This is a genomic window from Modestobacter sp. Leaf380, assembly GCF_001424485.1.
Classification (GTDB): domain Bacteria; phylum Actinomycetota; class Actinomycetes; order Mycobacteriales; family Geodermatophilaceae; genus Klenkia.
The window spans coordinates 139608-161213 of the sequence record NZ_LMQC01000022.1 but is presented as its reverse complement, the minus strand read 5'-3'; the positions used below and the strand labels follow the sequence as shown (position 1 = coordinate 161213).

23 protein-coding genes and 1 tRNA gene are annotated in these 21606 nt (G+C 73.8%); 1 reads left to right on the top strand and 23 read right to left on the bottom strand.

The genetic code is table 11. The features are described 5' to 3' along the window. Positions 1 to 38: 38 nt before the first annotated feature. The 19 genes from ASG41_RS20040 to ASG41_RS19950 form a co-directional block, all read right to left on the bottom strand. Positions 39 to 2477, bottom strand: coding sequence for a bifunctional (p)ppGpp synthetase/guanosine-3',5'-bis(diphosphate) 3'-pyrophosphohydrolase (locus ASG41_RS20040; RefSeq protein ID WP_157519561.1), 2439 nt, complete (start codon positions 2475 to 2477; stop codon positions 39 to 41). A 90-nt stretch (positions 2478 to 2567) separates the two neighbouring features. After that, complete coding sequence (locus ASG41_RS20035) at positions 2568 to 3152, bottom strand: adenine phosphoribosyltransferase (protein ID WP_157519574.1); 585 nt, start codon at positions 3150 to 3152, stop codon at positions 2568 to 2570. Positions 3153 to 3157: 5 nt separating this feature from the next. Further along, positions 3158 to 4612, bottom strand: a complete 1455-nt coding sequence (secF, locus tag ASG41_RS20030; RefSeq protein ID WP_082557152.1) for a protein translocase subunit SecF — start codon at positions 4610 to 4612, stop codon at positions 3158 to 3160. Beyond that, on the bottom strand, positions 4609 to 6438 hold the full coding sequence (gene secD / locus ASG41_RS20025) for a protein translocase subunit SecD (RefSeq protein ID WP_056299521.1): 1830 nt from the start codon (positions 6436 to 6438) through the stop codon (positions 4609 to 4611). The genes secF and secD overlap by 4 nt, the downstream gene beginning before the upstream one ends. Before the next feature lie 11 nt (positions 6439 to 6449). Next, positions 6450 to 6812 (bottom strand): preprotein translocase subunit YajC, encoded by a 363-nt coding sequence (gene yajC / locus ASG41_RS20020; protein ID WP_056299516.1) that lies wholly within the window; start codon positions 6810 to 6812, stop codon positions 6450 to 6452. Positions 6813 to 6966: 154 nt separating this feature from the next. Next, positions 6967 to 8055: a Holliday junction branch migration DNA helicase RuvB gene (gene ruvB / locus ASG41_RS20015; protein WP_056299512.1), complete on the bottom strand. Its 1089-nt coding sequence runs from the start codon at positions 8053 to 8055 to the stop codon at positions 6967 to 6969. Beyond that, entirely contained in the window at positions 8052 to 8699 is a 648-nt protein-coding gene (gene ruvA / locus ASG41_RS20010; protein WP_056299507.1) for a Holliday junction branch migration protein RuvA, read from the bottom strand. The genes ruvB and ruvA overlap by 4 nt, the downstream gene beginning before the upstream one ends. After that, entirely contained in the window at positions 8696 to 9307 is a 612-nt protein-coding gene (gene ruvC, locus ASG41_RS20005) for a crossover junction endodeoxyribonuclease RuvC (RefSeq protein ID WP_056299504.1), read from the bottom strand. The genes ruvA and ruvC overlap by 4 nt, the downstream gene beginning before the upstream one ends. 78 nt (positions 9308 to 9385) lie before the next feature. Continuing rightward, positions 9386 to 10144: a YebC/PmpR family DNA-binding transcriptional regulator gene (locus ASG41_RS20000; RefSeq protein WP_056299502.1), complete on the bottom strand. Its 759-nt coding sequence runs from the start codon at positions 10142 to 10144 to the stop codon at positions 9386 to 9388. Between the two features lie 55 nt (positions 10145 to 10199). Continuing rightward, positions 10200 to 10805 carry a pyridoxal 5'-phosphate synthase glutaminase subunit PdxT gene (gene pdxT, locus ASG41_RS19995; protein WP_056299499.1) on the bottom strand — a complete coding sequence of 202 codons (606 nt, stop codon included), beginning with the start codon at positions 10803 to 10805 and terminating at the stop codon, positions 10200 to 10202. Further along, on the bottom strand, positions 10802 to 11713 hold the full coding sequence (pdxS, locus tag ASG41_RS19990) for a pyridoxal 5'-phosphate synthase lyase subunit PdxS (protein WP_056299496.1): 912 nt from the start codon (positions 11711 to 11713) through the stop codon (positions 10802 to 10804). The genes pdxT and pdxS overlap by 4 nt, the downstream gene beginning before the upstream one ends. A gap of 50 nt (positions 11714 to 11763) precedes the next feature. Continuing rightward, a complete protein-coding gene (locus ASG41_RS19985; protein ID WP_056299492.1) occupies positions 11764 to 12291 on the bottom strand; it encodes a hypothetical protein in 528 nt (175 codons plus the stop codon). 49 nt (positions 12292 to 12340) lie between these two features. After that, positions 12341 to 13552, bottom strand: a complete 1212-nt coding sequence (locus ASG41_RS19980; protein ID WP_056299490.1) for a glycosyltransferase family 4 protein — start codon at positions 13550 to 13552, stop codon at positions 12341 to 12343. Continuing rightward, on the bottom strand, positions 13549 to 14463 hold the full coding sequence (locus tag ASG41_RS19975) for a phosphatidylinositol mannoside acyltransferase (protein ID WP_056299488.1): 915 nt from the start codon (positions 14461 to 14463) through the stop codon (positions 13549 to 13551). Before ASG41_RS19975 ends, ASG41_RS19980 begins: the two co-directional genes overlap by 4 nt. Next, the gene (gene pgsA / locus ASG41_RS19970) at positions 14460 to 15092 is read right to left on the bottom strand and encodes a phosphatidylinositol phosphate synthase (RefSeq protein WP_056299485.1); all 633 of its coding nucleotides are present in this window, start codon (positions 15090 to 15092) and stop codon (positions 14460 to 14462) included. The genes ASG41_RS19975 and pgsA overlap by 4 nt, the downstream gene beginning before the upstream one ends. After that, positions 15092 to 15652, bottom strand: coding sequence for an HIT domain-containing protein (locus ASG41_RS19965; protein ID WP_056299482.1), 561 nt, complete (start codon positions 15650 to 15652; stop codon positions 15092 to 15094). Before ASG41_RS19965 ends, pgsA begins: the two co-directional genes overlap by 1 nt. Beyond that, positions 15649 to 17712, bottom strand: a complete 2064-nt coding sequence (thrS, locus tag ASG41_RS19960) for a threonine--tRNA ligase (RefSeq protein ID WP_056299479.1) — start codon at positions 17710 to 17712, stop codon at positions 15649 to 15651. Before thrS ends, ASG41_RS19965 begins: the two co-directional genes overlap by 4 nt. Positions 17713 to 17774: 62 nt before the next feature. Beyond that, positions 17775 to 18314, bottom strand: a complete 540-nt coding sequence (locus ASG41_RS19955; RefSeq protein ID WP_056299476.1) for an MOSC N-terminal beta barrel domain-containing protein — start codon at positions 18312 to 18314, stop codon at positions 17775 to 17777. 10 nt (positions 18315 to 18324) lie between these two features. Beyond that, entirely contained in the window at positions 18325 to 18696 is a 372-nt protein-coding gene (locus ASG41_RS19950; RefSeq protein ID WP_056299473.1) for an HNH endonuclease, read from the bottom strand. Positions 18697 to 18798: 102 nt separating this feature from the next. On the opposite strand from ASG41_RS19950, the gene ASG41_RS19945 reads away from it, so the two are divergent. Next, positions 18799 to 19338, top strand: a complete 540-nt coding sequence (locus ASG41_RS19945; RefSeq protein ID WP_056299470.1) for a dihydrofolate reductase family protein — start codon at positions 18799 to 18801, stop codon at positions 19336 to 19338. Positions 19339 to 19382: 44 nt separating this feature from the next. Here ASG41_RS19945 and ASG41_RS19940 read toward each other — a convergent pair. From ASG41_RS19940 to ASG41_RS19925, 4 genes are all read right to left on the bottom strand, one after another. Continuing rightward, positions 19383 to 19454: transfer RNA gene (locus tag ASG41_RS19940), tRNA-Val, on the bottom strand. A 47-nt stretch (positions 19455 to 19501) separates the two neighbouring features. Continuing rightward, positions 19502 to 19900 carry a TIGR02611 family protein gene (locus ASG41_RS19935; protein ID WP_157519560.1) on the bottom strand — a complete coding sequence of 133 codons (399 nt, stop codon included), beginning with the start codon at positions 19898 to 19900 and terminating at the stop codon, positions 19502 to 19504. 98 nt (positions 19901 to 19998) lie between these two features. Continuing rightward, positions 19999 to 20898: an anti-sigma factor gene (locus tag ASG41_RS19930; RefSeq protein WP_056299466.1), complete on the bottom strand. Its 900-nt coding sequence runs from the start codon at positions 20896 to 20898 to the stop codon at positions 19999 to 20001. Then, a complete protein-coding gene (locus ASG41_RS19925; RefSeq protein WP_235564941.1) occupies positions 20895 to 21545 on the bottom strand; it encodes a sigma-70 family RNA polymerase sigma factor in 651 nt (216 codons plus the stop codon). Before ASG41_RS19925 ends, ASG41_RS19930 begins: the two co-directional genes overlap by 4 nt. Between the last annotated feature and the right edge of the window lie 61 nt (positions 21546 to 21606).

Below are 21606 nucleotides of genomic sequence, written 5' to 3'. Positions count from 1 at the left end.
CAGGTTAGGTCAGCCCGCTGTGCGGGCTGGGTGTACGGCTAGGCGGTGACGCGCTCGACGTCGAAGACCCCGTCCACGTTGCGCACGGTCTGCAGCACCGCGCCCAGGTGCGCCGGGTCGGCCAGCTCGAAGGTGAACCGGCTGATCGCCACCCGGTCCCGGCTGGTCTGCACCGAGGCGGACAGGATGTTGACCCGCTCGTCGGCGAGGGCCTTGGTGACGTCGGACAGCAGCCGGTGCCGGTCCAGCGCCTCGACCTGGATGGCGACCAGGAACACCGACCCCGGAGCCGAGGCCCACTCGACCTCGACCAGGCGCTCGGGCTTGCGCTCGAGGTCCTCGGCGTTGGTGCAGTCGGTGCGGTGCACGCTGACGCCGCCCCCGCGGGTGACGAACCCGAGGATGTCGTCCCCGGGGACCGGGGTGCAGCACTTGGCGAGCTTGGCCCACACGTCGGTCATCCCGACGACGAGCACACCCGGGTCGCCGCCGGCGGTGCGGGCGACGGTGCGCTTGGTCGGGATCGCGGTCTCGGCGATGTCCTCGGTGGCACCCTCCGAGCCGCCCAGGGCGACCAGCAGCTTCTCCACGACCGAGGAGGCCGAGACCTGGTTCTCCCCCACCGCGGCGTAGAGCGCGCTGACGTCGGCGTGGTGCAGGTCGGCGGCCAGGGTGGCCAGCGCCTCCCCGCCCATCAGCCGCTGCAGCGGGAGCCCGGCCTTGCGCATCGCCTTGGTGAGCGCGTCCTTGCCCGCCTCGATGGCGTCCTCGCGGCGCTCCTTGGTGAACCACTGGCGGATCTTGGTCCGTGCGCGGGAGGAGCCGACGAACTCCAGCCAGTCCCGGCTGGGGCCCGCCGTGGGCGAGCGGGAGGTGAAGACCTCCACGACGTCGCCGTTGGCGAGCTTGCTGTCCAGGGAGACCAGCGAGCCGTTCACCCGGGCCCCGATGCAGCGGTAGCCGACCTCGGTGTGCACGGCGAAGGCGAAGTCGACGGGGGTGGCCTCGCCCGGCAGGCTGATGACGTCGCCCTTGGGCGTGAAGACGAAGACCTCCTGCGGGCCCAGGTCGTAGCGCAGGGTCTCCAGGAACTCCCCGGGCTCCTGGGCCTCGCGCTGCCAGTCCAGCAGCTGGCGCAGCCACAGCATGTCGTCACCGGAGGACCCGGGCTTGGGCGGGGCGACCGCGCCGCCCTTGGCCTTCTCCTTGTACTTCCAGTGCGCCGCGATGCCGTACTCGGCGGTGCGGTGCATGTCGTGCGTACGGATCTGCAGCTCGACGGGCTTGCCCTGCGGGCCGATCACCGTGGTGTGCAGCGACTGGTACATGTTGAACTTCGGCATCGCCACGAAGTCCTTGAAGCGGCCGGGCACCGGCTGCCAGTGCGCGTGCATGATGCCCAGCGCCGCGTACACGTCGCGCACCGAGTCGACCAGGATGCGGATGCCGACCAGGTCCCAGATGTCGGTGAAGTCCCGGCCGCGGACGATCATCTTCTGGTAGATCGAGTAGTAGTGCTTGGGCCGGCCGGTGACGGTGGCCTCGACCTTGGCGCCCTTGAGCTGCTCGGTGACCGCCGAGGTCACCTCGGACAGGTAGGTGTCCCGGGACGGCGCCCGCTCGGCGACCAGCCGGACGATCTCGTCGTAGCGCTTGGGGTAGAGCGTCGCGAACGCGAGGTCCTCGAGCTCCCACTTGATGGTGTTCATGCCCAGCCGGTGGGCCAGCGGGGCGAGGATCTCCAGCGTCTCGCGCGCCTTCTTCTCCTGCTTCTCCGGCGGGAGGAAGCGCAGCGTGCGCATGTTGTGCAGCCGGTCGGCCAGCTTGATGACCAGCACCCGCGGGTCGCGGGCCATCGCCACGATCATCTTGCGGATCGTCTCGGCCTGGGCGCCGTCCCCGAAGCTGACCTTGTCGATCTTGGTGACGCCGTCGACGAGGTGCGCGACCTCGGGACCGAAGTCGGCGGTGATGGTGTCCAGCCCGACGCCGGTGTCCTCGACGGTGTCGTGCAGCAGCGCGGCGACCAGCGTGGTGGTGTCCATCCCCAGCCCGGCCAGCACGGTGGCGACGGCGAGCGGGTGGGTGATGTAGGGGTCCCCGGACTTGCGCTTCTGGCTGGAGTGGGCCTCCTCGGCCACGTCGTAGGCGCGCTGCAGCAGGGCCAGGTCGGCCTTGGGGTGGCTGGTCCGGTGCAGCGAGGCCAGCGGCTCCAGGACCGGGCGCACCACGGTCGAGCGCTGGCCGGCGACGATGCGGCGGGCCAACCGGTCCCGGACCCGGCGACGGGGCACCGTGTCCAGCAGCGTGCCCCGCGGCTCGTCCGGCACCTCGACGGGCCGGGTGTCGTCCGGGCGCTGGACGGCGGGCCGCTCGGGCAGGGCGGCCCGCTCGGCCTTCTCGGCCACGGTGGGCTCGACGGCCGGGGCTCCCGCGGGGGCCGTGCCGGTGCTGGGGGCGACGACGTCAGAGGCCACGGGTCACTCCTCGGGTCCGGCGGGACGGGACCCTCACCATGCTAGCCAGGCAGCAGGACGCCGGCCCCGCTCGGGAGGGTGAGCTGGGCGTCAGGTGGTCCAGAGTGCGTGCACGGTGTGCGGGCGCAGTCGCTCCCGGCCACCGAGGACCGGCAGCTCGACGACGACGCTGACCGCCGTCACCACCCCACCGAGCTGCTCGACCAGGGAGATGGCCGCCTCCAGGGTGCCGCCGGTGGCCAGCACGTCGTCCGCGACCAGCACCCGCTGGCCGGGCCGGATGGAGTCGGTGTGCAGCTCCAGGGTGGCCGTGCCGTACTCCAGCACGTAGTCGGCCGACACCCGCTGACGCGGCAGCTTGCCCGCCTTGCGGACGGGCACCACCCCGGTGCCGGCGTCCAGGGCGACGGCGGCGGCCAGCAGGAACCCGCGCGCCTCCACCCCGACGACGACGTCGAACCCGACGTCCCCGGCACCCTCGGCCAGTGCGGCCGCGCGGGGGTCCTCCTGGACCGGGGTCTGCGCCAGGGCGTCGACGACCCGGCGGAAGGCCCGCGGGTCGGCGAAGACCGGGGTCAGGTCACGGAAGACGACACCGGGCTCGGGGAAGTCCGGGACGTCGACGGCGATGGAGGCGATGAGCTCGTCGAGCGGCAGCTCACCGGCGGTGTCCAGGGAGGTCACCGGCGCTTCTTGCCCTGCGGCCGGGTGGCCGGTCGGGCCCCCGGGTGGGGGGCGGCGACGGTGCGGGTCACCGAGGACGGCGACTCGACCTGCTCGACGGCCTCGGGCCGGGCCGGGAGCTCCTCACGGTCGGCCACCGCGACCCCGGTGGCAGCCGGCCGGGACCGGCGGGCACTGGCGACCGGCCCGGCGGTGACGGGTGCGCCTCCGGCCTGGGCGGCCTGCCGGGCGTCGGAGGCCCGCCGGGCCAGGACCCGCTTGCGCAGGGCCTGGACGCCGGGCTCGCGCTCCTTGAGGTCGGCGAGCACCGGCGTGGCCAGGAAGATCGAGCTGTAGGTGCCGGCGGCCAGGCCGACGGTGAGCACCAGCGCGAGGTCCTGCAGCGTGCCGACGCCGAGCAGACCGACGCCGACGACCAGCAGGCCCAGCACCGGCAGCAGTGCGATGACCGAGGTGTTGATCGAGCGCATGAGGGTCTGGTTGACCGCGAGGTTGGCCGCCTCGCCCCAGGTCATCCGGGCGCCCTTCTCCAGGTCCTTGACGTTCTCGTCGACCTTGTCGAAGACGACGACGGTGTCGTACAGGCTGAACCCGAGGATGGTGAGGAACCCGATGACGGTGGAGGGGGTGACCTCGAAGCCGACCAGGGAGTAGACGCCGGCGGTGAGCACGATGTCGTGGGCGAGGGCGGCCATCGCACCGACCGCCATCTTCGGCTGGAACCGGATCGCCAGGAAGAGCACGACGGCGGCCAGGAAGACCAGCAGCGCGATCAACGCCTGGTCGGTGATGTCCCGACCCCAGTCGGCGCTGACCGACTCCGGGCTCACCTGGGAGTCGCTGACCCCGGCGGCGTCGGCGATCGCCGTCACGACGGTGGCCTCGGCGGCGTTGTCCAGGGCCCCGGTGCGCAGCAGCACCGTGTTGCCACCGACCACCTGCGCGGTCGAGACGTCGGCGCCTGCCTCCTCGGCGGCCTCCCGGATCTCGGCCAGCTGGGACGTCGAGGCGGGCACCCGGAAGCTGTTGCCGCCCTCGAAGTCGATGCCGAAGTTGAAGCCCCGGAACACCATCGAGGCGACACAGACCAGCACGACGACGGCGGTGACCTTGTACCAGAACCGGCTGCGCCCGACGACGTCCAGACCGACCTCGCCGTTGTACAACCGGTGCGTGAGGGACGCCTTCCTCGGCGCCGCCCGCACGGCCGCGACCTCCTCCGGGGTGTCGCCCTCGGCCGGGAGGCCGGCCTCGGCGAGCGCCTCGTCGTCGGCGTCCGCGGCCGCGTCGGCCCGGACCTCCTCGGCGGACTCGGTGGCGTCGTCCCGGCCGTCGCCGTCGGCGTCGTCCAGGGGCGAGGTGGCGGACCCGGGGGTGCGCTCGGGGTCCGGCACGACGGCGTCGCGGCCCAGGTCGGTCGCGTCGTCGCCGTCGCGGGGGGTGCCGGTCATCGGTCGCTCCTGTCGGTGCCGGACGCGGTGGCGCCCGTGCTCGTGCCGCTGCCCGCGGTGGCCAGGCGACCGGGGCGCTGCCCCGGTCGGGGCGCGGCAGCCGGACGACGGGTGACGTCGACGGCGCCGAGCCCCGAGAAGCGGCTGCTGCCGAAGCTCCGGAACCGGGACAGCACCGCCATCAGCGGGTGCGTGAAGAGGAAGACCACGATCAGGTCGAGCACCGTGGACAGACCCAGGGTGAACGCGAAGCCCTTCACGTCGCCGATGGCCAGGACATAGAGGATCGCGGCGGCCAGGAAGCTGACCGCGTCGGCGGACAGGATCGTCCTGCGGGCCCGGACCCAGGCCCGGGGGACGGCGCTGCGCAGCGTGCGGCCCTCGCGGATCTCGTCCTTGAGCCGCTCGAAGTAGACGACGAAGGAGTCCGCGGTGATGCCGATGCTGACGATGAACCCGGCGATGCCGGCCAGGCTCAGGGTGAACCCGATCTCCCGGCCCAGCAGCACCAGGCTGGCGTAGACGACGACCGCGGACAGCACCAGGCTGGCGATCATCACCAGACCCAGGGCGCGGTAGTAGAGCAGCGCGTAGAGGAACACCAGCGCGACGCCGATGGCCCCGGCGATGAGCCCGGCTTGCAGCTGCTCACCGCCCAGCTCGGTGGTGATGGTCTGCGCGGTGGCCTGGGTGAAGGTCAGCGGCAGCGCGCCGTACTTCAGCTGGTTGGCCAGCGTGGTCGCGGTCTCCTGGTCGAACTGACCGGTGATCGTCGTCTGGCCGTTGATCGCGCCCTGGATGGTCGGGGCGGACACGACGTTCCCGTCGAGGGTGAACGCCACGGCGCTGCCGGTGTTGGCGGCGGTGTAGGCGGCCCAGGTGGCAGCGGCCTCGCCCCGGAAGTCCAGCAGCACGATCCACTCGCCGGTGGCTTGCTGGGTGCCGGCGCTGGCGTCGGCGATGTCGGTGCCGGAGATGATCTGCGGGCCGAGCAGGTACTTGGCGGTGCCGTCCTCCGAGCACGCGGCGACGAAGTCGTCGGCGGCGTCGACCTCGCGGTCGACCCCGTCGGGCTCGCAGGTCAGCGTGGCGAACTCGGCCGCGGCCTGCTCCTGGGTGACGGCGCCGGGGGCTTCGGGGACCGAGCCGGCCGGGTCGGTCGTGGCCGGGTCGGTCGTGGCCGGGTCCGTGCTGGCCGGGTCCGTGCTGGCCGGGTCGGTCACGGCGGGGTCCGTCGTCGGTGCGGCCGGGTCGGTCGTCTCGGGGGCGAAGAAGTCGGGGGCGAACGAGTCCGGGGCAGCACCCGAGGTCGGCGCCGCCGGCTCCGTCGTCGCGGGGTCCGTCGTGGCCGGGTCCGTGGTGGCCGGGTCCGTCGTGGCCGGGTCGGTGGTCGCCGGGTCGGTGGTCGCCGGGTCGGTGGTCGCGGGGACCTCCGTCGGCGTCACGCCGGCGGGCTCGGGGCCCTGCAGCACCGGGCGGAACCGCAGCTGGGCGGTCTGCCCGAGCTCGCGGGCCTGGTCGCCGTCCTCGCCGGGGACCGAGATGACGATGTTGGAGTCGCCCTCGGTGACCACCTCGGCCTCGGCGACACCCAGGCCGTTCACCCGCTGCTCGATGATCTGCCGCGCCAGCTCGAGGTCCTCCCGGCTGGGGGTCCCCCCGCCCGGCACCTGGGCGGTGAGCGTGACGGTCGTGCCGCCCCGGAGGTCCAGCCCCAGCTGCGGGGTGCGCTGGGTGCCGGTGGCGAAGATCAACCCGTACATGACCGCGACGATCAGGACGAAGGCCCCGAAGTAGCGGGCGGCGGGGAGCTGGCGAGCGGCCACGGTGCGGCGCCTCAGCGGTTGCGGTCGGAGGGGTCGCCGTCGCCGTCGACGATGCCCTGACGCTCGGCCGTGGGGGGCACGACCTCGCCGGCGGCGGCGTCGAGGACCGCACCGTCGGGCGTGCGGACCTCCATGATCGCCGGGCGGGCGAAGGTGGCGACGACGCCGGGGGCGATCTCGACGTCCACGGTGCCCTCGCCGAGACCGGCGACGGTGCCGTGCAGGCCGCTGGTGAGCATGACCGGGGTGCCCACGGTCAGCTTCTCCTGCAGGGCCTGCGCGTTGGCGGCCATCTTCTTGCGCTGGCGGGCCGGCAGCACGATGAGCAGTGCGAAGGCCAGCACCAGCAGGATGAGCGGGAAGAACTGCTCCACGGTTGTCGTGCCTCTCCACCGCGCCACGTTCGCGCGGTCATCGTGACCGCACGGTGGCAGTCACTCGGGTACGTCGGGTGCGGTCCGCCCGGGGGGCGCGACCGGCGCAGGGCGCGCAGAACCCACGTCGGGTTGCGCACCAGCGCGGACGAGTCTAGGCGTCGAAGAGCGTGGGGGACGACGCGCGGTCCGACGGCGGGTCGTTCGCGCCCCCACCGGCCCCACCCGTCAGCCAGACACCCTGCGGCACCGGCAGGTCCAGGTGCCGCCACGCGGCCTCGGTGGCGACCCGCCCCCGAGGGGTGCGGGCCAGCAGCCCGGCGCGCACCAGGAAGGGCTCGCACACCTCCTCGACGGTGTGCGGCTCCTCCCCCACCGACACGGCCAGCGTGGCCACCCCGACGGGGCCGCCGCCGAACTTCACGACCAGCGCGTGCAGCACCTCGCGGTCCAGCCGGTCCAGGCCCAGCTCGTCGACGTCGTACAGCGCCAGCGCGGCCCGGGCCACGGCCTCGGTGACCCGGCCGTCGGCCCGGACCTCGGCGTAGTCGCGCACCCGGCGCAGCAGGCGGTTGGCGATCCGTGGGGTGCCCCGGGACCGGCTGGCGATCTCCGCCGAGCCGTCCGGGTCGATCTGCACGCCGAGCAGGTCGGCCGAGCGGGTCAGCACCTTCTGCAGGTCGGCGGTGTCGTAGAACTCCATCTGCCCGACGAAGCCGAAGCGGTCACGCAGCGGCCCGGTGAGCAGGCCGGCTCGGGTGGTGGCCCCGACCAGGGTGAACGGCGCGATCTCCAGCGGGATCGCGGTGGCACCGGGCCCCTTGCCGACGACGACGTCGACCCGGAAGTCCTCCATCGCCATGTAGAGCAGTTCCTCGGCCGGACGGGCGATCCGGTGGATCTCGTCGATGAAGAGCACGTCGCCCTCGGCGAGGTTGCTCAGCATCGCCGCCAGGTCGCCCGAGCGCTCGATCGCCGGTCCGGAGGTGATCTTCACCGGGGTGCCGAGCTCGGAGCCGATGATCAGCGCCAGCGAGGTCTTCCCCAGTCCGGGTGGGCCGGACAGCAGCACGTGGTCCGGTGGCCGCCCCCGTCGCTTGGCACCCTCCAGGACCAGGTCCAGCTGACGGGCGACCTTCGGCTGCCCGACGAACTCGGCCAGCGAGTGCGGCCGCAGCGCGGACTCGACGACGCGCTCCTCGTCACCGGCCCATGCGCTCGCGTCCGAGGTCGGCTCGGTCACGCCCGGCCCAGCATCCGCAACGCCTGCCGCAGCAGGACCGCGACGTCGACGCTGCCGGTGTCGGCGACCTGCTCCTCGGCGACCGGTGCCAGCTTGGCCAGCGCGCCGTCGGCCTCCCGGACGCTCCAGCCCAGCCCGACCAGCGCCGTGGTCAGCTGGTCACGCCACGGCGCCACCGGGGTCACCGCCAGCCCGGTGGCCCCCGCGGCGGCGGTGGCGGCGTCCAGGCTGACGTCCCCGGACCCCACCCCGAGCCGGTCGCGCAGCTCCAGCACCAGGCGCTCGGCACCCTTCTTGCCGATGCCGGGCACCTGCATCAGGGACTTGAGGTCCCCGGTGGTGACGGCGCGGCGCACCTCGCGCGGGGGGTGGATGGCCAGCACGGCCTGGGCCAGTCGGGGGCCGACGCCGTTGGCGGTCTGCAGCAGCTCGAAGAGCTGCCGCTCGTCGTCGTCGGCGAAGCCGTAGAGGGTGAGGGAGTCCTCCCGGACGACCAGGCTGGTGCTCAGCCGGGCGTCCTCCCCCACCTGCAGTCGGGCGATGGTGCCGGGGGTGCACTGCACGGCCAGCCCGATCCCGCCCACCTCGACCACGGCACCGTCCGGGGAGACGGCGGCGACCCGGCCCGCGACGCTGGCGATCACCGGTACACCCCACCACTGCCGATGCCCTGCCAACGGCTCTGCCGGACCGCGGGCCGGGGGGCGGTGGACAGCTTCTCCACGACCTGCCCGACCCCGGCACCCGAGGCCAGCGCGGCGACCCGCAGCCGGTCCTGGGTCGGCCCGCGCCAGACGTGGCAGACCGCCAGCGCCAGCGCGTCGGCGGCATCGGCGGGTCGGGGCGCCTCGGTGAGGCCCAGCACCCGGGTGACCATGATCGTGACCTGCTCCTTGTCGGCCCGGCCGTTGCCGGAGATCGCCGCCTTGACCTCGCTGGGCGTGTGCCAGGCGACCGGCCGGCTGGCCTGCGCGGCGGCCAGTGCGGCCACCCCCGCGGCCTGCGCGGTGCCGGTGGCGGTGCCCTTGTTGTTCTGGTGGAAGACCCGCTCGATCGCGACCACGTCGGGCTGGTGCTCGCGGACCAGTGCCGTCACCGCGGTGTGCAGCTCCAGCAGCCGCAGCTCGATCGCCAGGTCCGCGTCACTGCGCACCACCCCGACCCCGACGGCGGTGGGCCGCTGCCCGGGCCGGCCGTCGACGACGCCCCAGCCACACCGGGTCAGCCCCGGGTCGATGCCGAGCACGCGCACTGGGAGCCCCTCCGTCTGCGAACAGGTGTTCGAGGAACGCTAACCGGGTCCGACCCCCAGCGCGGCGCGGCGCGCCGCTCAGGCGTCGGCGGCGATCTTCTCCATGACGTCGTCGGACACGTCGTAGTTGGCGTAGACGTTCTGCACGTCGTCGCAGTCCTCGAGGGCGTCGATGAGCCGGAAGACCTTGCCCGCGGCGTCCTCGTCGAGCTCGACCTGCACGCTGGGCACGAAGGCGGCCTCGGCGGAGTCGTAGTCGATGCCGGCGTCCTGCAGCGCCGTGCGGACGGCGACCAGGTCGGTGGGCTCGCTGACCACCTCGAAGGTGTCCCCGAGGTCGCGCACCTCCTCGGCGCCGGCGTCCAGCACGGCCTCCATGACGGCGTCCTCGCTGGTGCCGGTCGAGGGCACGACCACGACGCCCTTGCGGCTGAACATGTAGGACACCGAGCCGGGGTCGGCCATCGAACCGCCGTTGCGGGTCATGGCGGTGCGGACCTCCATGGCCGAGCGGTTCTTGTTGTCGGTGAGGCACTCGATGAGCACCGCGACACCGCCGGCGGCGTAGCCCTCGTAGGTGATGCCCTGGTACTCGACGCCACCGGCCTCCAGGCCCGCGCCACGTTTGACCGCCCGGTTGATGTTGTCGATCGGGACGGAGGACTTCTTGGCGCGCTGGACGGCGTCGAAGAGCGTCGGGTTGCCCTGCACGTCACCGCCGCCGGTGCGCGCCGCGACCTCGATGTTCTTGATCAGCTTCGCGAAGAGCTTGCTCCGCTTGGCGTCGATGCCAGCCTTCTTGTGCTTGGTCGTCGCCCACTTGGAATGGCCGCTCATCGCTGCTCCTCACCTGGTGGCGCCGTCGTCGGCGCCGTCCACACGTCTCCTCCGCTCAGGCGGCGGCGCGCACCAGCTCGACGAAGAGCCGGTGCAGCCGGGTGTCACCGGTGAGCTCCGGGTGGAAGCTGGTGGCGACGACGCTGCCCTGGCGGACCGCGACGATCCTACCGTCGGCCGGTCCACCGCAGACCCGGCCGAGGACCTGCACGCCCGCTCCGGCCTCCTCGACCCAGGGCGCGCGGATGAAGACCGCGTGCACCGGGCCGCCCGGGACACCGGCGACGTCGACCTCGGACTCGAAGCTGTCGACCTGCCGGCCGAAGGCGTTGCGCCGCACGGTGACGTCGAGCCCGCCGATGGTCTGCTGGTCCTCCGGGGCGTCCAGCAACCGGTCAGCGAGCAGGATCATCCCGGCGCACGAGCCGTACGCCGGCAGCCCACCACGGACCGCGGCGCGCAGCGGCTCCAGCAGCCCCCACCGGTGCGCCAGTTTCGCGATGGTCGTGGACTCACCGCCCGGGAGCACGAGGCCGTCCAGGCCCTCGAGCTCCTCCGGTCGCCGGACGGGCGACGTCCGGGCGCCCTGCGCCTCGAGCACGGCGCGGTGCTCCCGGACGTCGCCCTGCAACGCGAGGACCCCGATGCGGGGTGCGCTCACCAGCCGCGGTCGGCGAACCGCTGGTCGGCCGGGAGCGTGGAGATGTTGATGCCGACCATGGCCTCGCCCAGCCCGCGGCTGACCTTGGCGATGACCGACGGGTCGTCGTGGAAGGTCGTGGCCTGCACGATGGCGGCCGCGCGCTGCGCCGGGTCGCCGGACTTGAAGATGCCCGAGCCGACGAAGACACCGTCGGCGCCCAGCTGCATCATCATCGCCGCGTCCGCGGGGGTGGCGATGCCGCCGGCAGTGAACAGCACGGTCGGGAGCTTGCCGGTGCGGGCGACCTCGAGGACCAGGTCGTGGGGGGCGCGCAGCTCCTTGGCCGCCACGTACAGCTCGGTCTCGTCCAGGGTCGACAGCCGGCGGATGCCGGCGCGGATCGCGCGCATGTGCCGGGTGGCCTCGACGACGTTGCCGGTGCCGGCCTCGCCCTTGGAGCGGATCATCGCCGCGCCCTCGGAGATGCGCCGCAGCGCCTCGCCCAGGTCGGTGGCACCGCACACGAAGGGCACGGTGAAGTCGCTCTTGACGATGTGGTGCGCCTCGTCGGCCGGGCTCAGCACCTCGGACTCGTCGATGTAGTCCACGCCCAGGCTCTCCAGCACGCGCGCCTCGACGAAGTGCCCGATCCGGGCCTTGGCCATCACCGGGATGGACACCGCGGCGATGATGCCGTCGATCATGTCCGGGTCGCTCATCCGGGCGATGCCGCCCTGCGCGCGGATGTCGGCGGGCACCCGCTCCAGGGCCATGACGGCCACGGCGCCGGCGTCCTCGGCGATCCGGGCCTGTGCGGCGTCGACGACGTCCATGATGACGCCGCCCTTGAGCTGCTCGGCCATGCCGCGCTTGACGCGGTCGGTGCCGGTGCCGGCGGGGGTGCTGTTCTCGACGTGCTCAGACACGGTGCGGCCTCAAGTCAGGAGGGTTGTGGGCGACCCATCGTAGGCACGTGTCAGTGCCGGTCCGCCGGGCCCGCGGTGCCCACGACGGCGTCCAGGCCGTCGTCGATGTCGAAGAACCGGGGCAGCGGCCGGGCGGCGTGCAGCCGCAGCACCCGGACCCCGGGCCGGCGCCGCAGCGCGCGGGTGTCCCGGACGGCGTCGTTGTAGAAGCGGCGGGCCAGCCCGACCCGCCACCCGGCGTCGTCGAGCTCCGGGGCGCGGACGGCGCCCGGCAGCTCGCGCAGCACCCGGCCCAGCCGGTTCTCGGCGACCTCCCGGTCACCGCCCGCGGGCCGGCGGCAGGCCGCGACCGCGGCGCCCAGGGCGGCGGTGGGGTCTGCGCCCAGCTCCTGGGCCCGGTCCCGCGCGATGCCGGCGACGAGCTCGCAGCGCCGGGCCAGCGCGGCGTCCAGCACGTCCCACGCCCGGCCCACCCGGCGGTCCAGCCGGCGCAACCGGGTCAGGGTGAACCCGACCCAGGCCAGCAGCAGGACCAGCGCCACGCCGACGAGCAGCAGGGTCCAGCTCGTCGACGTCACGTGTCAGGACGCTACCTCCGCCCGCCCGGCCCACGGGCGGACCCGCTGGTCAGGCCTCGGTGCTGCGCCGCAGCCAGCGCGGCAGGAAGCGGTCCGTCGGGGGTGCCGCCGGCAGGTCGTCGTCGTCCTCGGTGGTGACGACGGCCGCCCCCGGTGGGGCGACCGTCTCGTAGACGGCGAGGATCTGCCCGGCCAGCGTCGTCCAGTCGTAGTCGGCGGCCCGGCGGTGCCCGGCGGCGGCGAGCGCGGCCCGCCGCTCGGGGTCGGCGAGTAGCGCGATGAGCTCCCGGGCCAGCGCGGTGGCGTCCCCGCGGCGGACCAGCACCCCGGCGGTGCCGTCCTCCAGCACCCGGGCGAAGGCGTCCAGGTCCGCGGCGACCACGGGGGCACCGGCGGCCATCGCCTCCACCAGCACGATGCCGAAGCTCTCGCCCATCAGGTTCGGAGCGCAGTACACGTCCACCGAGCGCAGGAACGCCGCCTTGTCGGCCTCGGCCAGCTCGCCCAGCAGCGTCACCGACGGCTCGAGGTCGGGGCCCAGCAGCGCGTGCAGCTCGTCGGGGTCCCCGCGGCCGGCGACCAGCAGCCGGGCTCCCGGACACTCCCGGACGACGGTGCGCATGGCCTCCAGCAGCACCGGCAGGCCCTTGCGCGGCTCGTCGTAGCGGCCCAGGAACCCCACGGTCGGGGCACCGCTCCCCCGGGCGTACCCGGGCAGCGACGGCCCCTCGGCGAAGGCGCCCACGTGCACCCCGTTGGGGATGACGACGGCGTCCCCCCCGAGGTGCTCGACCTGCAGCCGGCGGGCGAAGTCCGAGACCGCGATCCGCCCGGAGATCTTCTCCAGCCACGGCCGGACCACCGGGCCCCAGGCGGAGAGGAACAGCGACCGGGTCGCCGCCGCGTGGTAGGTCGCCACGATCGGCCCGCGGGCCAGCACGCACACCAGCAGCGACACCGACGGCGGCGCCGGCTCGTGCACGTGGACGACGTCGAAGCGCCCGTCCCGGAGCCAGCGCCGGACCCGGCCGGCCGAGACGGGGCCGAACTGCCAGCTGGCCATCGAGCCGTTGTAGGGCACCGGGTTGGCCCGCCCGGCCCAGGTGACGTGCTCGTCGGGCACGTTCTCCTCGTGCTCGGCCGGGGTCAGCACCTCGACCTCGTGGCCCATCCCGCGCAGGGTCTGCGCGAGGTCCCGCACGTGGTACTGGACGCCGCCGGGCACGTCCCACTGGTAGGGGCAGACCAGGCCGATCCTCACCGGGCCGGCTCCGGGCGGACGTCGGCCCAGATCCGGCCCAGCTGGTGCCAGTCCACCGGGCGTTCGGCGATGCTGACGGCGAAGGCGTCCGCGACGCCCTGCATGCCGGCGTGCACCCGGTCGCGCAGCCGGCCCGGGCCGTGCACGTCGACCTCGGGGTGCACGGTGTGCCGCCACCCCGTCCCGTCGAAGTGCGAGACGGCCGGCAGCAGGGCCGCGGCGGTCTGCGCCGCCAGCAGCGCCGGCCCCCCGGGCATGGTGGTCGGGCGGTCGAAGAAGGTGACCGGGATGCCGGAGGCGGACAGGTCGCGGTCGACCAGCAGGCACGCCGATCGCCCGGCGCCCAGCCACTCCTTGAGCAGCGTCGAGCTGGGCCGCTCCCCGCCGGTCAACGGGACCACCCGGAACCCCAGGGACTCCCGGTAGGCCAGGAACCGCTCGTAGAGCTGCTCGGGGCGCAGCCGTTCGGCCACGGTCATGAACGGCCCGCCGAGCCAGTCGACGAACCAGACACCCGCGGCGTCCCAGTTGCCGCTGTGCGGCAGTGCCAGGACGACGGGTCGCCCGGCGTCCCGGGCGGCCTCCAGGTGCTCGGTGCCCACGACGGTGGTGCCGGCCAGCAGCCGGGGCACGCCCAGGGTGGGCAGCCGGAAGGCCTCCATCCAGTACCGGGCGTAGGACCGCAGCCCGTCGGCGGTGAGCGTGTCCAGCTCGGTGCCGCCCAGCCCGGTGACGACGGCCAGGTTGGCCCGCAGCTGGCGGGCGCCCCGGCCCTGCCGCCCCGCGGCCCAGGTCCCGGCCCGGTCGAACACCGCCCGTGCGACCGGCTCGGGCAGCGCCTTGACCGCGCCCCAGCCGGCCGCGTACCCGGCGTCGACCAGCCGCTCGCGGGCGACGTCGACGCGGCTCACGGGGTGGGCGGGGTGACCGGGAGTGCCTGGCCGCGGGACTGCTGGTAGACCGTCGCGAACCGCTGGCCGACGGTGATCGTGGAGCCGATGAGCAGCAGCCACAGGCAGACCTGCAGGGCGTAGGGGATGCCCAGACCGGTGAACCCGGTGCCGACCAGGATGAGGATCAGCCGCTCGGTGCGCTCGACCAGGCCGACGTCGCAGGTCAGGCCCATGCCCTCGGCCCGGGCCTTGACGTAGGAGGTCAGCACGCCGAGCACCAGGCAGGTCAGCGACAGCCACACGACCATCCGGTTGTCGCCCTCGCCGGAGAACCACCACACCAGCCCGGCGAAGACCGCGGCATCGGCGGCCCGGTCGCCGGTGGAGTCCAGCACCGCGCCGAACACCGACCCGCCGCCGCGCGCCCGGGCAAGGGCGCCGTCCAGCATGTCCAGCAGCACGAACACCGTCACCGCGAAGGCACCCCAGAAGAGCACCCCGTTGCCGATGACGAACACCGCCGACACGACCGCGCCGACGGTGCCCACGACCGTCACCGCGTCGGCGGTGACGCCGGCCGCGAGCAGCGTCCGGACGACGGGTGCCCAGACCCGGGCCACGGCCGGGCGCAGGTTGACCCCCAGCATCAGCCGGCCTCGGGGGCGGGCGGGGTGGGCGGAGCGGGCGGGGTGGGCCAGGCGTCGGCCAGCAGCTGCCGGGTCTCCCCCAGCACCTGCGGCAGCACCCGGGTGAGACCGAGGACCGGCATGAAGTTCGTGTCCCCACCCCAGCGCGGCACCGCGTGCTGGTGCAGGTGGTCGGCGATGCCGGCGCCGGCGACCGAGCCCTGGTTCATCCCGATGTTGAAGCCGTGGGCCCCACTGACCTCGCGGACGACCCGCATCGCCGTCTGGGTGAGGTCACCCAGCTCGGCGACCTCGCCCGTCGTCAGGTCGGTGTAGTCGGCCACGTGCCGGTAGGGCACCACCATCAGGTGCCCGGCGTTGTAGGGGAACAGGTTGAGGACCACGAAGACGGTCTCGCCGCGGGCCACCACCAGGCCGTCCTCGTCGGTCATCGCCGGGATCAGGCAGAACGGGCAGTCGTGGTCACCGGTGGGCTTGCCCTCGCCCTTGATGTAGGCCATCCGGTAGGGCGTCCACAGCTGCTCGAAGACCGTCGTGGGCCCGCCCTCGTCGGGGTTCACGCGGTGCTCTCGACCGACTCCGCCACGGGGGCGGTCGGGTCGTCGTTGCGGCGCCGGGCCACCCAGTCCGCGATCGCCTCGACGGCCTCGTCGACGGGCACCCCGTTGCGCTGGCTGCCGTCGCGGTAGCGGAAGGACACCGCACCGGCCTCGGCGTCGGTGGCGCCGGCGATGAGCACGAAGGGCACCTTCTGCTTGGAGGCGGTGCGGATCTTCTTCTGCATGCGGTCGTCGGAGTCGTCGACCTCGACCCGCAGGCCCCGGGCCCGCAGCCGGGTGGCGACCTCGGTCAGGTAGGGCACCTGCTCGTCGGTGATCGGGATGCCGACGACCTGCACCGGGGCGAGCCAGGCCGGGAAGGCACCGGCGTAGTGCTCGGTGAGGACGCCGAAGAACCGCTCGATCGAGCCGAACAGCGCCCGGTGCAGCATCACCGGTCGCTGCCGGGAGCCGTCGGCGGCGGTGTACTCCAGGCCGAAGCGCTCGGGCAGGTTGAAGTCGACCTGGATGGTCGACATCTGCCAGGTGCGCCCGATGGCGTCCTTGGCCTGCACCGAGACCTTCGGGCCGTAGAAGGCGGCGCCGCCCGGGTCCGGGACCAGCTCCAGGCCGGAGTCGACGGCGGCCTGGCGCAGCGCCTCGGTGGCCCGCTCCCAGCTCTCGTCGGTGCCCACGGACTTCTCCGGGTTCCGGGTGGACAGCTCCAGGTAGAAGTCGCTGAGGCCGTAGTCGGCCAGCAGGCCCAGCACGAAGTCCAGCAGCGCCTTGAGCTCACCGGCCATCTGCTCGGGGGTGCAGTAGATGTGCGCGTCGTCCTGGGTGAACCCGCGGGCCCGGGTCAGCCCGTGCACGACCCCGGACTTCTCGTAGCGGTACACGGTGCCGAACTCGAACAGCCGCAGCGGCAGCTCACGGTAGGACCGGCCGCGGGAGTCGAAGACCAGGTTGTGCATCGGGCAGTTCATCGGCTTGAGGTAGTAGTCCTGCCCCTGCTTGCGGACGACGCCCTCGCTGTCGCGCTCCTCGTCCAGCTGCATCGCCGGGTACATGCCCTCGGCGTACCAGTCCAGGTGGCCCGAGGTCTCGAACAGCTGGCCCTTGGTGATGTGCGGGGTGTTGACGAAGGAGTAGCCGGCCTCCTCGTGCCGCCGCTGGCTGTACTTCTCCAGCTCGCGCCGGATGATCCCGCCCTTGGGGTGGAACACCGCCAGCCCGGACCCCACCTGGTCGGGGAAGCTGAAGAGGTCCAGCTCGGTGCCCAGCTTGCGGTGGTCGCGGCGCTCGGCCTCGGCCTGCTGCTCCTGGTGGGCCTTCAGCGCGTCCTTGGACTCCCACGCGGTGCCGTACACCCGCTGCAACTGCGGGTTCTTCTGGCTGCCGCGCCAGTAGGCGGCCGCTGCCCGGGTCAGCGCGAAGGCCGGGATGCCCGAGGTGCGGGGCAGGTGCGGGCCCCGGCACAGGTCGGTCCAGACCCGCTCCTTCGACCTGGGGTCGAGGTTGTCGTACATGGTGAGCTGGGCGCCGCCCACCTCGACGTCGGCACCCTCCGCCGCCTCACCGGCACCGCCCTTGAGGCCGATGAGCTCGAGCTTGTACGGCTCGTGGGCGAGCTCGGCGCGGGCGTCGTCGTCGCTGATCTCGCGGCGGGCGAAGAACTGGCCCTCCTTGACGATGGCCTGCATGCGCTTCTCGATCGCCTGCAGGTCCTCGGGGGTGAAGGGCCGCTCCGGGTCGACGTCGTAGTAGAAGCCGTTCTCCACGGGCGGGCCGATGCCCAGCCGGGTGCCGGGGAACAGGTCCTGCACGGCCTGCGCCAGCACGTGGGCGGTCGAGTGCCGGATGACCGCCCGGCCGTCGGGACTCGAGGCGGCGACCGGCTCGACGTCGGTGTCCGCGTCGGGCACCCAGGCCAGGTCCTTGAGCTCGCCGTCCACCCGGACGACGACAGCGGCGTCGGCGCCCTTGAGCGGGACGCCGGCGTCCTTGAGCGCCTGGGTGGCCGTGGTCCCGGCCGGCACCCGGACGGTGACGACGGCGGGTTCGGCGGGCGCGGCAGACACAGGGGGCTCCTGACGATCGGGGTGTTCGGGCTCCTGCGAGCGTAGTGGCCGGGCGCCAGCGGTCAGACCGGCGCGACGGCGTCCCCGACGGAGACCCGTCCCGGCGTCGTGACCTCGGCGTACACGCCCAGGCAGTGCCGGGGCGTGCGGGTGACCCGCAGCACCGCCCCGCCGACCGCGACCTCGCGGCCGACCCAGTCGCGCTCGTCGTCCCCGGGCAGGTCCAGGACCAGGTTGGCCCGGGGGTCGGCCGCCGAGCACCCGGCGGGCACGTCACCCCGGGCGGCGCGCTCCAGGGCCTGCCGGCTGACCAGGTGCACCGCGGCCACCATGACCTGCGGCGCGTCGGCCTCGGCCAGCCGCACCGGGCGGCCCAGCAGAGCGGTGAGCGCGGCGGCGTCGGCCTCGTCGTCGCCGGTGGGGACGACGGCGCCCAGGCCGGGGGCGGTCTTCTCCCGCAACCGCTCCCCGGTGGCGACGTCGACCACGGTGCGGGTGCGGTCGCCTGCCAGCCCGGCCGGGGTCACCTGCACGACGGCGGTGTCCACGGGCGCCAGGCTCTTCACCGGGTGCACCCAGATGCCCTCCACCCGTGCGGCCACGGCAGCGACGCTACCCGGCCCGCAGGCGCCGGAGCTGGGCGTCCAGGTGCGGCCGGGCGCGGCGCTGCCCGCCCCGCTGCGCCACCGCGACGGCCAGGGACTCCAGCGCCCGGGCGACCCGCTCGGCGTCCGGGGACCAGCCGCGCGCCCGGCACTCCTCCAGCCACTCGACGGCCCCGCGGTGCCCGCGCTCGGCGTTGCAGCGGCTGCACGCGGCGACCTCGTTCTCCGCCCAGGACGGTCCCCCGCGGACCCGGGGCACCACGTGCTCGGTGGTGGGCCGCACCCAGCGGTCGAAGGTGCGCCCGCACCACACGCACGTGGGGCCGTCCCGCTCGACCGCGGCCTCCAACCGGGCGGCTCGATCGGGCTGGGCGGACACGCCCCTCCCCTTCCCCCACCCGGCGCCGCCCAACCGATGAGCCCGGCGCGGTGCGGCAGTCTCTGGACCGAGCCGTCACCCACCACCACCCCGGGAGCACCCATGGGCGCGATCAAGGTCCACCTGTTCAGCACCGTCGACGGGGTCGTCGACGTGCCCACCTGGACGTTCCCCTACGGGTTCCCCGAGGACCTGGCCGCCGCGGTCGGCGCCCTCACCGCAGACGCGACCGGCATCCTGCTGGGCCGCACGACGTTCGAGATGTTCGCGCCGGCCTGGTCGACCCGCACCGTCGAGGACGACCCGGGGGCCCCGTTCTTCAACGACAGCGCCAAGTACGTGGTGGCCTCGCAGGCCCCGTCGGTGGAGTGGGCACACACCACCGTCCTGGAGGGCTACGACCCCGACCGGGTCCGGGCGCTGGCCGCCGAGGGCGACCTGTACGTCAGCGGGAGCGTGACCCTGGTCCGGGCCCTGCTGGCCGACCGGCTGGTCGACGAGCTGCACCTCTTCGTCTACCCGGTGGCCGTGGGCGCCGGGATCCGGCTCTTCCCCGAGGGCGGCCCCGAGACCCCGCTCGCGCTGCTGTCGGCGTCGGCGCTGAGCAACGGCGTCGCCCACCTGGTCTACGGCCCCGCCTGAACGCGAACGGCCCCCTCCCTGGTCGGGGAGGGGGCCGTGTCGGGTGGGCGATACTGGGATCGAACCAGTGACCTCTTCGGTGTGAACGAAGCGCTCTACCGCTGAGCCAATCGCCCGGCTGCGGTGCGGTCGTGCTGAGTGCGATGACCATGATGCCAGACGGTCACCGCCACATCGGCACCCACCCCGGGACCCAGCTCGGCACGCCGAGCAGGTGCAGGACCACGACGATGACGCCGTAGACGAACGCGGCCGTGAGCAGGGCGAAGACCACCCGCACCCACACCGGCTGACGCCCCAACCACTCCGTCCACCGCTTGACGTTGCGCTTGGTGAACTCCAGCAGCCGCTCGGCCCAGGTGAACTCCGAGGCGAGCACGAACAGGGCCGCGATGACGGTCAGCCAGCCGGGGCCCGGCAGCGGGATGGTGACCAGCCCGAAGACCAGCAGCAGACCACCGACGACCCCCACGCCGACCCGGTAGGCGGTGTCCAGCGTCTTCTTGGCGGCGATCCTGCGCCGCCACGGACGGCGGCCGATCCGCTCGCGCAGGCTCTGCACGTCGTCGTTGTCGTACCGCTCCCGCCGCGCACCGCTCGTCTCGCGGGGAGGACGACCGGGCGGCGGGGTGGAGGGGGTCGTCGCCGTCTCGGGACCGTTCAGCTGGACACCTGCCCGTTCGCCACGATGTCCGTCGGGGCCGACGGAGCTTGTCGACCGGCCTCGATGCTGATGCCGTAGGCGCTGTAGTCGTCCAGGCCGGTCGCATCGGACCCTACGGTGCGCAGGTCCACCCCCTCGGTCACCACGTCGAAGGTGCCCAGCGGCACCGGGGCGCCGTCGGTCATGCCCCAGAGCACGTAGGTGCTGTCGGCGGTGTCGTTGACCGTCATGCCGTCGATGACCACCTGGGCCTGGCCGTCGCGGGCGACGACCGTGGCGACCGTCCGCCCGTCGTGCTCCATCGGGGCGATGGTGGCCTGACCCGGGGACAGCAGCGAGTCCATCACCTGGGACTGGACCGACGCGGTGGCCCGGGCGGCGTCCCGGTCCTGGGTGACGACGACGTTCCAGGCACCCAGCGCGAGGATCGCCGCGACCCCGGCAGCGACCAACGCGTTGGGGACGACGCGACGCCAGGCGGCGCGGTCGGTGCTGCGGGCCCCGTGCCGACGGCGTGGGCCGAGGAACCCGGGGCGGGTGTCGGCCGGTCGCGCCGTGCCACCGGCGGTGCGCGGAGCGGACGGGACGGCCGGGCGGGGCGCGGCCGGCGCGTCGGCGACGGGAGCGTCGGAGCGGTGCACCTGTTCGGTCTCCTCGACCGCGGCGCGCAGCCTCTCGCGCAGCCCCTCGGAGGGCTCGACGACCGGGAGGTCGGTGGCCATCGCCGCCATCACCTCCGAGGTCTCGGCCACCGTGGCGGTGCAGCGGTCGCAGCCGGCCAGGTGGACGGCGAACGCGGACTCGTCCTCGGGCTCCAGGGCGTGCAACGCCCAGCCGACGGCGAGCTCGTCGTAGCGGTCGTGGTCGGTGACCCGGCGGGGTCGCTCGTCGGTCATCGGGCACCTCCCTCGAGGGACGCGGAACCCAGGGCGCTGCCCATCGGGGTGCCGACGACGACACCGCCCAGGTTCTCCTTGAGCCGGCGCATCCCGGCGAGCATGCGGGTCTTGACGGTGCCCAGCGGGGTGTCGGTCAGGGCCGCCACCTCCCGCTGGGTGTAACCGCCGTAGTAGGCCAGGGTCAGCGCCTCGCGCTGGGGGGCCGGCAGGGTCTGCAGGGCAGCTCGGACGCGGTCGGAGACCACCCGGGTCCACGCCTCGTCCTCCACGTCGCGCTGGGCGATGGGCTCGGTGAGGCGCAGGTCGTCCTCGGCGCGGGTCTGCCGGCGCCGGTGGGACTCCTCGCGACGCACGGCGTCCACGGCCTTGTGGTGGACCATGGCCAGCAGCCAGGAGCCGAAGGACCCGCGTGCGCCGTCGAAGGCGAACGGGTCCTTCCACACGGTGAGGAAGACGTCCTGGAGGACGTCCTCGGCGAGCGTGTCGTCGGCGAGCACACGGCGGGCCAGCGCGAAGGCGGGGCGACGGAACCTGTCGTAGAGGTCGTCGACCGCCCCGCGGTCGCCGGCCTGGACGCGACGGATCAGCTCGGCGTCCGCGGAGTCCTCCTCCGCTCGCCGCTGAGGTCGGGTCACGAGTCCCATGGTCACACGTCTGGTTCGTGTGCAGGAGCCCCTGCGGTTCACCGGGGCCTGCGGGGCTCCC